Source organism: Stenotrophomonas sp. UBA7606 (assembly GCF_002477705.1).
GTDB lineage: Bacteria > Pseudomonadota > Gammaproteobacteria > Xanthomonadales > Xanthomonadaceae > Stenotrophomonas.
Map to the genome: position 1 here is coordinate 59,707 of NZ_DLJW01000133.1, position 12,772 is coordinate 72,478.

The following is a 12,772-nucleotide window of genomic DNA, read 5'->3' on the forward strand; positions in this document are numbered from 1 at the left end:
GTCAGTGCCCCTCGTGGCCGGTGGGGGCGGGCGGAGTCTCTTCCGGGGTAGCCGGCATGGAATGACCGGCGTGCGGATCAGAGGCCTCGTCACCATGACCTGCGTGCGGGTCGGCGGCGTCCTCGCCGTGCCCGGCGTGTGGATCCTCAGCGGTGCCCGAAGGCGCGCCGTGTCCTGTGTGACCCTCAAGACCCTGGAGTGCCGACTGCAGGTTGCTTTCGGCGTCGATCAGGAAGTTGGCGGAGACCACGACCTGCTCGCCCTCGGTCAGGCCGTCGAGGATCTCGATGCGATCGCCGCCGCGCCGCCCCAGGCTGACATCGCGCGGTGCGAAGCGGCCAGGGCCGGTCTCGACCAGCACCACCTGGCGCGTGCCGCTGTCGAGCACGGCCGAGCGCGGAACGGTCAGGACCGGTCCAGCCCCCGGCTCCTCCAGCACCACCGTCCCATACAGCCCGGGCCGCAGGTCGCCAGCGGGGTTGGGCAGGGCGATGCGCACATCCACGGTGCGCGTCATCGCATCGATGACGGGCTGCACGAAGGTGACCTCGCCCTCGGCCACCTGGCCCGGCAGGGCCACGGTTTCAAAGCGGGCCGTTTGGCCGGGCTGGATACCCGCGGCCTGCGCCGCCGGCACCTTGGCGATCACCCACACCTTCGACAGGTCCGCCAGGCGCAGGATGGTTTCGCCGGGCTCGAAACGCGCGCCCTGGACCACCGGCTTCTCGATCACGACCGCGTCCGCGGGCGCGGTGAGCACCAGGCCCGTCTTGCCCATCTGCGCGTCACTGATTTCCCAGTTGCGCAGGCGGGTGCGGGCGGCATCGCGCAGGCGGACCATCGACGCCGCGCTCGCGGGATCGGACCCGGCCAGCCTGCGGGCGGTCTCGTCGGCCAGCCGGTATTCCTGCTGCGCCGCGGCCAGCTGCGGGCTGTAGACGGAGAGCAGCGGCTGCCCGGCGCTGACCCGCATGCCGGTCTGGTTCGCGTACAGCCGCTCCACCCAGCCTTCGAAGCGCGGGGCGATCGCGTACTGCCGGGTCTCGTCGACCTCGACCGTGCCGCTGGTGCGCACGGTAGCGGACAGGGCTCCGCGCTTGACCGCTTCGGTGCGCACGCCCAGCGCCTGCACCTTGTCCGGCGGCAGCACCACCGTGCCCGGTGCCGCCGGCGGTGCGTCGTCGGCATAGACCGGGACGTAGTCCATACCCATCGAATCCTTCTTCGGCACCGGCGACGTGTCCGCCAAGCCCATGGGATTGCGGTAATAGAGCACCTTGCGTTCTGCGGCCGGGCCGTCGATCGACGTGCCCGCGGTCGGGGAGTCGTTCGTGGCGCGGCCGGCAATCCAGCCGACGGCGAGGGCGGCGAGTGCAACGCCGATGGCGAGCGACAGGGTCTGGACACGGGTCATCGGATCTCTCCTTCGATGGCGCGCACGGCGGCGGCGCCCAACAGTTCGTCACGCAGTGCATCGACCCGTGCGAGGTCGGCGCCCTGCCATTCATTGAGTGCTTCCAGCAGCGTCCCGAAGTCGACTTCACCGACCTGGTAGCTGGCCAGGGCGGACTGCCAGGTGGCGTCGGCCTGCGGCAGCAGCGTGTTCTCGATCAGTCCGCGACGCTCGCGCGCGTTGGTCCACTGCGACCAGGCGGAAGCGCCGCGTTCCTCGACGGCCCGCAGCGTGGCGTCCCTGCGGGCAAGCGCTGCGTCTTCGAGCAGGCGCGATTCGCGCTCGCGCTCGCGGCGGGCACGCTGCTGGAACGGGATCTCGACCTCGAACATCAGCTCGGTGCTCTCGATGCCGTTGCCGAACTGCATCGCACCCACGCCCAGGGTGATGTCGGGAAAGCGGTTGCGACGCTGCAGTACCACGTTCGTGCGCGCCGCCTCGGCGCGAGCCTGCTGCGAGCGCACCGCGGGATGCGCATCGGCGTCATCCAGTGCCTCGGCAAGCGAGGCGCTGTGGACGGCGAGGCGCGGCGCCTCGTCGGGAGTCGCCAGCGGTGCATCGGACCGGCGCCCCAGCACCGCGTTCAAGGTGGCGGCCGCCTCCTGCTTGGTCGCGAGGCGTTCGATCCGCTCGCGCTGGAGGCTGGTCTGCTCGACCTGGGCGCGGATGGCATCCTGCTGCGCCGCGCGACCCAGGGCGTAGCGCACGCCGGCCATCTCTTCCACCTGGCGGAGCAGGGCGATGCGGCGATCAAGCACGGCCACGGCCTGGTCGGCATGCCAGTAGCGTGCGTAGGCCGCCTCGGCGTCGGCCAGCAAGTCGCGCGCAGTGGTGAGGCGATCGAGTCCGACCGCGACCGCGTCCTGGCTGGCCGCGGTCCGCGCCAGGGCGCGCTTGCCCCAAAGCGGGAGGCGCTGGCGCAGCGCGTAGTTGACCTCGCGCTCGGCACCGGCGGAGCGCCAGGGCTTGTCCGGATCGAGGCCGCGGAATCCAAGGGAAGCCGTCGGGTCGGGTAGGGCGCCCGCTGGCTGGATCCGTGCTTCGGCGGCCTGGGCCTCGAAGTCCATGGCCCGCAATTCCGGGTTGTGTTCCAGAACCCAGGCGCGGATCGACTCGAGGCTGTGCCCCGGGACGGGTTCGGTGGCGGTCACCGGCAGCGCCAGGGCCCACAAGGCGCCGGCAAGCACGCCGGCAAGAAGGTGCCGGAGCGGTGGCAGACGGCGGGACAGAGGGCGAGGGTGCAGGCGCCTGGCCGGCAGTCGGTCGAACGGGGATGCCATATCAGTGTCCTTGGGCCGACGCGACGCAGGTCGCTCGGACGAGGGCAGGAACACATGCCGTGACGCAGCCACGGCGCGAACGCACAGGACTGCGCCGCACAGACGTGCGGAGCAGTCAGCGTCCAGGCATCAGATCAGCAGGAGTGCCGCTGGATGGGCGGTAGGTCGGTGCCAGGCGGGTCTGGGCGGCGAATCCACCCATGTAGCCGTGACACCTGGCGCAGCATCCGCAATCGCGGCGATCGCAAGCCAGGAGAACCAGGCTTCGGCCAGCAGCGGCGGAATCGAAGGGATGCGCCCACTGTCCGCCGAGATGTCACCCTCGGTGCAGTGCGCGTCGCACACTGCCTTGCTCGCTGAGGGGAGCTCGGCATCGCAGCCGTGGCCATGGTCGTGTCGGGTGTCGGTGGCGGCAGCGACAAACGCCGCCGGCGTGACTGGGAGATCCAGGCAATCGCCATGGCCTGCGAGCGCGAACTGGGACCAGAGCAGGGCCACCATCGCGAGGAGGGCGGTGCGCTGGAACAAGTTCCGATGGCGGATGTGGACCATGGCGTGAGCTTACCTCTTACTGGAACCGATGCAATTGATCCAAGTCAATCCTTGGCCAGGCCCAGGGGCTGGCGCGGCACAGATGTGGTCGGCGAGGACGGTACGGCGGCCGACTTGGCAAGGCGAAGGGCGTTGGCCACCACCGACACCGAGCTCAAGCTCATCGCAAGCGCCGCGACCATCGGGCTCAGCAAGATCCCGAATGCGGGGTAGAGCACCCCGGCCGCGACCGGCACCCCCAGCGCGTTGTAGAGGAACGCGAAGGTGAGGTTCTGCTTCATGTTGGCCACGGTGGCCTGGGAGATCTTCCGGGCGCGCAGGATGCCCCGCAGGTCGCCCTTGACCAGGGTGATCTGGGCACTGGACATCGCGACGTCGGTGCCCGTGCCCATGGCGATGCCGACGTCGGCCGCGGCGAGCGCCGGGGCGTCGTTGATGCCGTCGCCCGCCATCGCCACCCGCCGGCCTTCGCGCTTGAGGCGCTGCACCAGCTCGGCCTTGTCCTCGGGGCGGACTTCGCCATGCACCTCGTCCAGGCCCAGCTCGGTGGCCACGGCCCGTGCGGTGGTGAGCCCGTCGCCGGTGGCCATGATGATGCGCAGCCCGGCGGCGTGGAGCTCGTTGATGGCCGCCGCGGCCGACGCCTTGATCGGGTCGGCAACCGCGACCAGCCCCGCCAGGCGCCCGTCCACGGCCAGGAACATGGCGCTCGCGCCCTCGCGGCGCATCCGCTCGGCCACGTCGACGTGCGCAGCGGGATTGGCGCCCAGGTCGTCCATGAGCGCGGTATTGCCCAGCGCAAGCGCATGGCCGGCCACGGACCCGCGCACACCCATGCCGGTCACCGAGTCGAAGTCCTCCACGCGGTCGAACTCGAAGTTCCGGCGTCGAGCCTCGGCGACGATGGCGTCGGCCAGCGGGTGCTCGCTGCCCTGGTCCAGGCTGGCGGCCAGGTGCAAGACCCGGTCGGCGTCGAAGCCCTCGAAGGCCACGACTTCCTTGAAGGCGGGGCGCCCCTCGGTGAGGGTGCCGGTCTTGTCGACGATCAGGGTGTCGATGCGGCGCATGTGCTCGATGGCCTCGGCGTCGCGGAACAGCACGCCCACCTGCGCCGCCTTGCCCGTGGCGACCATGATCGACATCGGCGTCGCCAGGCCCAGCGCGCAGGGGCAGGCGATGATCAGTACCGAGACCGCGTTGAGCACCGCAAAGGTCCAGGCCGGCTCCGGACCGAAGGAGCCCCAGATAAAGAAGGTGGCCACCGCGATCGCCAGCACCGCGAGCACGAACCAGTAGGCCGCGATATCGGCCATCCGCTGCATCGGCGCGCGGGAGCGCTGCGCCTGCGCGACCAGCTGCACGATCTGCGACAGCACGGTGTCGGAGCCCACCTTGGCGGCGCGGATCACCAGCGCGCCGGTGCCGTTCTGGGTCGCGCCGATGACCTGGTCGCCTGCGGTCTTCTCGACCGGAATCGGTTCACCCGTGAGCATCGACTCGTCGACGCTGGAGCGGCCTTCCACCACTTCGCCATCCACCGGCACCTTCTCGCCGGGACGCACGCGCAGGTGGTCGCCGACGTGGACGTGGGTCAGCGGGATGTCTTCCTCGGTGCCGTCGGCGTTGACCCGCCGGGCTTCCTTCGGCGCCAGGCCAAGCAGGCCCTTGATCGCCGCGGACGTTTTCGAGCGCGCCCGCAGTTCCAGCATCTGGCCGAGCAGGGTCAGCGAAACGATCACCGCCGCCGCCTCGTAGTACACCCCGACGCGCCCATGTTCGGTAAACGACGGTGGGAACAAGCCGGGTGCCAGCGTGGCGACCAGGCTGTAGCCAAAGGCGGCCGCAACGCCAATCCCGATGAGGGTGAACATGTTCGGGCTGCGGTTGCGGATCGACTGCACGCAGCGCTCGAAGAACGGCCAGCCGGCCCACAGCACGACTGGTGTGGTCAAGACCAGCTCGACCCAGGTCTGCACGTCGATCGACAACGGCAGGATCTGCACGTCGCCCAGCACGACACGCGGGAGGTACTGGCCGAACATGGCCAGCACGAGCGTCACCACAGTCAGCGGAAGCGTCCACCAGAACCGGCGCGAGAAGTCGCGAAGTTCCGGATTGTCATCGTCCTCCAGGCTCGGCATTTCCGGCTCCAGCGCCATGCCGCAGAAGGGACAGTTGCCTGGACCTTGTTGCCGGACTTCCGGGTGCATCGGGCAGGTGTAGATGGCGCCGGGCTGTGCCACCTCGGGTTCGTCCTGGGGCGTCAGATAGCGCTCCGGATCGGCCACGAACTTCGCGCGGCATCGCTCCGAGCAGAAGTGGAAAGGTGTGTCGGCGTGGGTCGCATGATGCTGCGTCGTGGCGGGATCGACCTGCATGCCACAGACCGGATCGGTGACCCGTCCATCCGCAGCCTCGACAGGGGCTGCGCCTGCAGAATGGTGATGGTCATGGGACGACGGTGAGTTCATGCCGATGCTCGCTTTAGTGGGGATGGACTGCCAAGGCAGTGTGCCATTGCGGGTTACACAGCTATTCGGGGCTGAGCGTCCCGAGCACTGAAACAACAATCAGGATCAAGATGGCCAGCGCGGCCTCAGCCGTAACACTCTGCCGCAAAGCCCGCACCTCCTGCGCGGGATCTCCGCTGGTCAGCGCTCGTTCCAAGCGCGGCACCAGCGTCCATCGGTGCAGCGCTCCCAAACCCAGCATTCCAGCGAACAGGGCCAGTTTGAACAGCAGCAACTTCCCGTAGGTGCTCTGGAACAGGGCCGAAAACGACCACGCGGTGAGATCCCCGTAGTGCGCGATGCCGGACACGATGAGCGCACCAACGAAGATCGTTCCCAGCGTCGAAAAACCATGCAGAAAGTCATGCGTTGATCGCAGACGCCCGCTGCCGTTCGTCTCTTTGCCGCGCAGCAGCATGGCAAGGAACATCAGGACCGCTGCGATCCAGCCGCCTGCCGCGAGAAGATGGACGATGCCTGCAGCAAGCCGGACCGCGCCTGCCAAGCCCTCGCCAGCGGCGGCGTGGCCGTTCCATGCCAGCGAAGCGAGTGCGCCGCCCGCCAGCATCGCCCCCAGCGGGAAGGCGGTCTCCACCTTCCCGCGGCGACGATGCCATCCGAGCACGAACATCAGGGCGACCAGCAGCGCGCCTCTCGCCATGGCTGCCCGGCCCGCGGACGTCTCGAGCAGATACCAGCCAAGCGATGCGCGATCAACCTCGGCAAGCGGCATTCCCATGATGCCCGCGGTCTTGAAGACGACATCGAGCCCGGTGAGCACGAGACCGGCTACGGCACCCGCCAATAGAACGCCCATGAGTGACCACCCGGCCAAGGCGTCGGCGAGTGCCGATCGACGCGACCCGTACCAACCGAAGAGTGGAACCCCGAAAAGAACCATGATGACAAGGTATTCCAGGAATCTCAGTGCATAAGCCGACAGGTCGAACATTCGCGACTCCTCAGCGCACCGTGAAGCTGAAGCTGCCCGGCATGGGGTGGTTGTCACCACCGACGGCGCGGTATTCCACGGTATAGACGCCCGGAGTCAGCGGCTGGGGCAACTTGGCACGCAGGGTCTTACCGTTGTTGACGATCTCGGTCGTGAAATTCTCGATCGGCATGGTGGAACTGCCGTGCTTCATGAGCAACTTGAGACGCGACGCCCGCGGAATCAATGTTTCGTTGAACACGAGATCGATCTGGCCCGGCGAAGCCACCACCGCATTTGCCGCCGGTGTGGACTGCTGCAGCGCGGCGTGGGCGTGCGCGATCTGCAGGGAGAACTGCCCAGCCGCAATCGCGAGGACGAGCGCGAAGGAGCGAAGGACGTTTGATGATTTCATAGGGATAAATCCTCATTGCGAATGTGATGCAAAGCCCCGTTCGGCGCCGTGCTGTGTTGGATCCGACAAGCGTTAGGTGTCGGGCTGTCACCGAAACCACGGTTGGTCGGCTTTTGATATTTGAGATGAGGATCCCGCCGCTCAGGCGGGATCCTCGACGCGTCAAGCCGCCATGGCGCTGCAGCTTTCCGCGCAACGGCGACAAACTTCGGCGCAGCGCGCCATCTCCGGGTCGTTCATGGCGTCGCATGCTTCGGCGCACTGGCGGCAGATCTCCGCGCAGGCACTGCAAACCACCGAGTGAGCGCTGGCGCCACGCAACATGGCGTCGGCGCTGGTGGCGCAGATATCGGCACACGTCGCCAGCAGGGCGATGTGCTCCGGGGCTGCGTGGGCACCTCCTTTGCTCAGGCAATAGTTGATGGTCTCAAGGCAAATCGCGTGGCATTGCGTGCAGTTGTCGATGCACTCGTTCATGGCCTGAGACCGGTGGTCTTCGGAATGGTGAGTCATGTGGATCTCCTGCTTCATCGCGGACGAGAATCGGCGCGCCCGCAACACCGCCCCCTGTTGCTCTTGCGGATCAATGCTGTGCGAAGGGTTCGGTGGTTCCGTCGTGATGGACCAGCTCGACCGTATACGGCTGCTGGCGTCCTTCCGGGACCTCCATGCCCGGCGAACCGAGCGGCATTCCGGGCAGGACCAGGCCGCGTGCGTCCGGCTTTTCTTCGAGGAGGCGCTTGATGTCCTCGGCCGGGACATGGCCTTCGATGACGTATCCGTCGACCTCGGCCGTGTGGCAGGAGCCCTTTGCATAGGGGACACCCAGGCGCTCCTTGACCGGACCCAGGTCATCCATGTCATGCACATCCACGGTGAACCCCGCCTTCTTCACGTGGTCGATCCAGCTACCGCAGCACCCGCAGGTCGGGGTCTTGTGGACGGTCATGCGTGGCAGGGCGGCTGGAGTCGCGTCGGCTGTTTCCGGGACGACCTGTGCAGTGGGCGCGATGGTGGATTGCGCGGGTGTAGCCGCTTGGGTGCAGGCACCCAGGCCGGCGACCGCAAAAGCCGCCCACGCCAGTCGGTTCAATCTGCAGGTTTTCATTTCTGGTTCTCCGCTTAGCGCTTGGTCCGCGAAGACCAGTGGATGTGGGCGATCCGCCAACCGTCGGTGGTCTGCTTCAGCACCATGGTCTCGGTGCTCTGGACGGTCAGTGGCTTACCGTCTTTCTGGGCGTGCAGCTCGCTTTCGGTTCCGACCCATGCGAACTCACCAGCGGTGCGTGCACGCTGACGGAGCAGCTGGCGATGGGCGCCCTTGAGGAATGCCGCATCGCTGACTGCGTGATGACCCAGATATTCCTCGCGGCTGCGCTCGGCACCCCCGGACTCGAGGATGAGGACGTCGGCAGCGAGCAGGGCTTCGACCATGGCCAGATCGCCGCTAGACAGGGCCCTGTTGAAACGCTCCGCTACGGCGACCGCGGCCTCTGCAGTGACTGGGACGTCGACGTCCGCAGATGCCGCGGCAGCGGGGTGATGTGCGTGCGGCTGTGTCGCCTGCGCCATTGCGGGGGACACGACGGCCAGTGCCAGTGCGAGGGTGAACGAGATTGCTGTTGCGTTCATTGCGTGGGCTCCAAGGAGATCAATGGGTGTGCGCATGGCCGTCATCGGCCACGGGCGTGTGTGGTGCAGGGTGCGACTCCACCTTGCCGTCGGGATGGCCGTGGCTCACCAACCCGACTTCCGTGTCGCTGGGTGTCGGGCCGTGGTGATCGTCGTCCACGCCCGGCGGGTGCGCATGCGGCATGGAGTTGTTGCCCGGCTCGAATAGGGCAGGGTGATCCTCGGCCTTTTCGTCGTCATGGTGGCCTTGCGTCTCGCCGCCGCCATGCGAATGACCATCACTGCTGGCCACCAACGCCTGGTAACCGGCCTTGTCCAGCGTGGGCAGCTTCTGCAGGAAGGCCGACATGTTCCAGATGAACTCATCGTCCATGCTGCCGCCCCACGCGGGCATGCCGCTGGCCTTGATGCCGTGCTTGATCACCCAGAACGCCTCAGCTGGAGCGACCGACTGTTTGCTTAGGTTCGGTGGCGCGGGGTACAGGCCCTTGCTCATCTCGGTGGCCGCCGCCTCTGGCGAAAGATGGCAGGTCACGCACATGGCGTTGTAGTTGCCCGCACCCTGGCGGATACGCTCAGGATCATCCAGGTTCGTGGGCACCTGAAGCTTGGCGGCGCGCACCTCAATGGAACGCTCGCGCGCCGTTTCAAGTAGCGCATACACCGGGCGACTATGCGGATCGTCGGCGGCCACGTTGTACACGCCCAGAGAGACCGTGGCAGTTGCCGCGACCGCAACCAATCCCACGCCGGCACCGAGCCATACCCACATCCTTTTGTTGGATTTCATTGTCAGTTCCCCTTAGAACCAGGTACGAAGGCCGATGACCAAGCGCGTGTCTTCAAAGGACTCGCCATGCTCGCGTCGCATGTCTGCGGTATTGCCAAACGCGCGCTCGTACACCACGCCGATGTAGGGAGCGAACTTTCGGGTGAACTCATAACGAAGTCGTAGCCCCGCCTCAGCGGTACTCAGACCCGAACCTATCCCGCGCAATGGATCGTTCTTGCCATAGGCGGTGACTTCCACCAGCGGCTGCAAGATCAGCCGGTTGGTTAGCAGCAATTCGTACTCGGCCTCGACATTGGCGGCAGTCTGGCCCCCTTCGCCGAGATAGGCTGTGGCGGACACTTCGAACTTCATCGGCGCCAAGCCCTGTACACCGATAGCGGCGAAGTTTTGAGATGCCCCAGGCTTGAAGTCATGACGCACACCGGCCACCACATCCCACCACGTGGAGATACTGCGGCCGTAGAGCACTTCCAGATCAGCCGACTCGGTCTGACCATCCGTGCGTTCGCCTTCACTGCGGAGCCAGACGCGATTGAGGTCCGTACCGATCCAAGCCTGGCCCTCCCAGCCCAGCCCGGTGCCCGGATCGGCATCCCAGGCTTCCAGGCGATTGAGCAGCACGTAGCTCTTGATCGAGTTGTCATGCACCGGATGCGCGTGTTCCGGCGCGATGGCCGCCTTGCGATCCGCGTCCGTCACCGCGGGTATCGGGGTGCGCGGCTGCGTTGGCACTGCAGGCCCGTGTCCCATCTGACTGTGGTCCATGCCCTGCATCGACTGTGTCTGCGCTTTGGGCGTTGCGGGCGTGCTCGGAGGCGCGCCGTGCCCCATCTTGGAATGGTCCATCCCCTGCATCGCAGGCGTGGCCGTACTAGAGGTGTCGGCTGCAGCGGGCTGTGCCATCTGACTGTGATCCATGCCCTGCATCGACTGCGCCTGTGCTGTGGGCGCCGCAGGTGTGCTCGCGGGCGAGACGTGCCCCATTTGCGAATGGTCCATGCCCTGCATGGCAGGCTCGGCTGCTTTAGCCTGCGGCGCGGCGTGGCCCATCGTCGCATGATCGATCGTCGCTTCGCTCGGCTTGGCCGGTGTTGCAGGCTTTTGGGCTGGCGCAGGTTTTGATGTCGGCGCCTGTTGTGCAGAGTGATCCTGAGTCTGGGTCTGCGCGCCCTGCTCCATCGGCATGGAGCCGTGCTGCATGGATTGGGCGCTGGCCGCATTGGCCAGGGCCAGCGAGATAGCCAGCGTCAGCGCAGTCAGGGTGGTATCGCGTCTATTGATGTTCATTCGTCGACCCTCACCGTGCGCATCATTCCGGCTTCCATGTGATAAAGCAGGTGGCAATGGAACGCCCAGCTGCCCAACGCATCGGCACGCACGCGATACGTGCGTCGGCTACCCGGCGGCATATCCACCGTGTGCTTGCGCACCATGAAGTTGCCGTTGTCGTCCTCCACGTCACTCCACATGCCGTGCAAATGGATGGGATGGGTCATCATCGTGTCGTTAACCAATACGATGCGCATACGCTCGCCGTAGTTCAGCCGCAGCGGCTTGACATCGGAGAACTTCTGACCGTTGAAGCCCCAGGAGAATTTCTCCATATGTCCGGTCAGATGCAGCTCGATCTCGCGACCGGGGTCGCGTCCGTCAGGGTCTTCAAAGGTGCTCTTGAGCATGGAATACGTCAGTACATGACGGCCGTTATCGCGCAGGCCATTACCCGGATCATCCAAGCGCGAACTCACGCTCATGGCCTGGTTGTCCAACAGGGGATTGTTGGTCTCGCTGGCAGGGTGTGATTGCATGCCCCCGTGCTGCATGCCTGCCATGGCACCATCGCCGGCGGCGGGCATCGCATGGCCTGCATGGGCCGAGGTCGCGTTACCGCTGGCAGGTGGGGTCATGCCAGGCATGCCCATGGCCGCACCACAGCCGCCTTCCATGCCCTTGCTGCCGCCAGACATATCCATCGATCCATGATCCATGCCCATGTCTGCCATCGTCAGCAGCGGCCGGGGATCCACAGACGGAACGGGCGCGCGTAATCCTTCGCGCACGGCGAGCGTGCCGCTGACGTAGCCGGTGCGACCGGAGTCTTGGGCAAAGATGGTGAATGCGTCCTGCCCGGAGGGCTCCACGATCACATCGAAGGTTTCTGCTACCGCGATGCGGAACTCGTCGACGGAAACCGGATGGACATACAAGCCATCTGCTGCCACCACGGTCATCTTTAGCCCCGGAATACGCACATCGAAGTACGTCATGGCAGAGCCATTGATGAAACGCAGGCGCACCTTCTCGCCACTGCGGAACAAACCGGTCCAGTTGCCCAGCGAGGTCGTGCCGTTCATCAGGTAGGTGTAGGTGTTGGCGTTGACGTCGGACAGATCCGTGGGCGTCATCCGCATCACGCCCCACATCTTGCGATCTTCCAACGTGGCCGACAGGCCGTTGCGCTTCACATCGCGCGCAAAATCGCCGACCGTGCGCTTGTAGTAATTGTCATGGCCCGGCATCTTCTTCAAACGATCGAACAGGGCCGTCGGGTCCAGGTCTGTCCAATCGCTCAGCATCACGACGTAGTCGCGATCGAAGCTGAAGGGCTCCGGCTCCAATGGGTCGATGATGATCGGGCCATAGAGCCCGGCTTGTTCCTGGAACCCCGAGTGGCTGTGGTACCAGTAGGTGCCGCCCTGATGCAGGGTGAACCGGTAGTGGTAGGTCTCACCACGTCCGATACCGTCAAAGCTCAGGCCCGGCACGCCGTCCATGTTGGCCGGCAAAATGATGCCGTGCCAATGGATGGAGGTGTCCGCGCCATGGAGGGAGTTAGCGGGCAATGCATTGGAGACACGCAGGTTGACCGTGGTGCCTTCCCGCCAACGCAGCAACGGCGCCGGAACGGACCCATTGACGGTGATCGCGGTGCGGGTCTTGCCGGTGAAGTTCATCGGCGTCTCGCCGATGGTTAGGTCAAACTCGGTGCCCGATAGTACGTTGGGTTGTCCCGGGCCCTTGAGCGCCCAACTGGCTTTGGGCCAGAAACCTAATCCTGCGACTGCGCCTCCCAAGGCCAAGCCCTGGACAAATCGCCGCCGCGAAGGTAGCAGCGGCGGTCCACCGTGTGGACCACGAAAATCATCATGCGACATGAAAATGCTCCAAGCGTCGTGTTGCCACCGGCGGGCGGTGGTACAGAGCGG

General features: G+C 66.0%; 12 protein-coding genes. All 12 read right to left on the reverse strand.

From position 1 onward, the window contains the following. Position 1 precedes the first annotated feature (1 nt). Positions 2-1,414 (reverse strand): efflux RND transporter periplasmic adaptor subunit, encoded by a 1,413-nt coding sequence (locus tag B2527_RS18865; RefSeq protein WP_017357198.1) that lies wholly within the window; start codon positions 1,412-1,414, stop codon positions 2-4. Then, positions 1,411-2,733 carry a TolC family protein gene (locus B2527_RS18870; RefSeq protein WP_239503521.1) on the reverse strand — a complete coding sequence of 441 codons (1,323 nt, stop codon included), beginning with the start codon at positions 2,731-2,733 and terminating at the stop codon, positions 1,411-1,413. The genes B2527_RS18865 and B2527_RS18870 overlap by 4 nt, the downstream gene beginning before the upstream one ends. A gap of 129 nt (positions 2,734-2,862) precedes the next feature. After that, entirely contained in the window at positions 2,863-3,285 is a 423-nt protein-coding gene (locus B2527_RS18875) for a hypothetical protein (RefSeq protein WP_017357200.1), read from the reverse strand. 44 nt (positions 3,286-3,329) lie between these two features. Continuing rightward, positions 3,330-5,756, reverse strand: coding sequence for a heavy metal translocating P-type ATPase (locus tag B2527_RS18880; protein WP_080354477.1), 2,427 nt, complete (start codon positions 5,754-5,756; stop codon positions 3,330-3,332). A 61-nt stretch (positions 5,757-5,817) separates the two neighbouring features. After that, complete coding sequence (gene copD / locus B2527_RS18885; RefSeq protein ID WP_017354978.1) at positions 5,818-6,747, reverse strand: copper homeostasis membrane protein CopD; 930 nt, start codon at positions 6,745-6,747, stop codon at positions 5,818-5,820. Positions 6,748-6,757: 10 nt separating this feature from the next. Next, positions 6,758-7,141 (reverse strand): copper homeostasis periplasmic binding protein CopC, encoded by a 384-nt coding sequence (gene copC / locus B2527_RS18890; protein ID WP_017354979.1) that lies wholly within the window; start codon positions 7,139-7,141, stop codon positions 6,758-6,760. 162 nt (positions 7,142-7,303) lie between these two features. Continuing rightward, the gene (locus tag B2527_RS18895; protein ID WP_026070601.1) at positions 7,304-7,654 is read right to left on the reverse strand and encodes a four-helix bundle copper-binding protein; all 351 of its coding nucleotides are present in this window, start codon (positions 7,652-7,654) and stop codon (positions 7,304-7,306) included. Between the two features lie 70 nt (positions 7,655-7,724). Further along, the gene (locus B2527_RS18900) at positions 7,725-8,249 is read right to left on the reverse strand and encodes a DUF411 domain-containing protein (RefSeq protein WP_229301210.1); all 525 of its coding nucleotides are present in this window, start codon (positions 8,247-8,249) and stop codon (positions 7,725-7,727) included. A gap of 14 nt (positions 8,250-8,263) precedes the next feature. Further along, positions 8,264-8,773, reverse strand: a complete 510-nt coding sequence (locus B2527_RS18905) for a YybH family protein (RefSeq protein WP_293717253.1) — start codon at positions 8,771-8,773, stop codon at positions 8,264-8,266. 19 nt (positions 8,774-8,792) lie between these two features. Further along, a complete protein-coding gene (locus B2527_RS18910) occupies positions 8,793-9,563 on the reverse strand; it encodes a c-type cytochrome (RefSeq protein WP_026070603.1) in 771 nt (256 codons plus the stop codon). A gap of 12 nt (positions 9,564-9,575) precedes the next feature. Beyond that, a complete protein-coding gene (locus B2527_RS18915; RefSeq protein WP_017354984.1) occupies positions 9,576-10,853 on the reverse strand; it encodes a copper resistance protein B in 1,278 nt (425 codons plus the stop codon). Further along, entirely contained in the window at positions 10,850-12,721 is a 1,872-nt protein-coding gene (locus B2527_RS18920) for a copper resistance system multicopper oxidase (RefSeq protein ID WP_017354985.1), read from the reverse strand. Before B2527_RS18920 ends, B2527_RS18915 begins: the two co-directional genes overlap by 4 nt. Between the last annotated feature and the right edge of the window lie 51 nt (positions 12,722-12,772).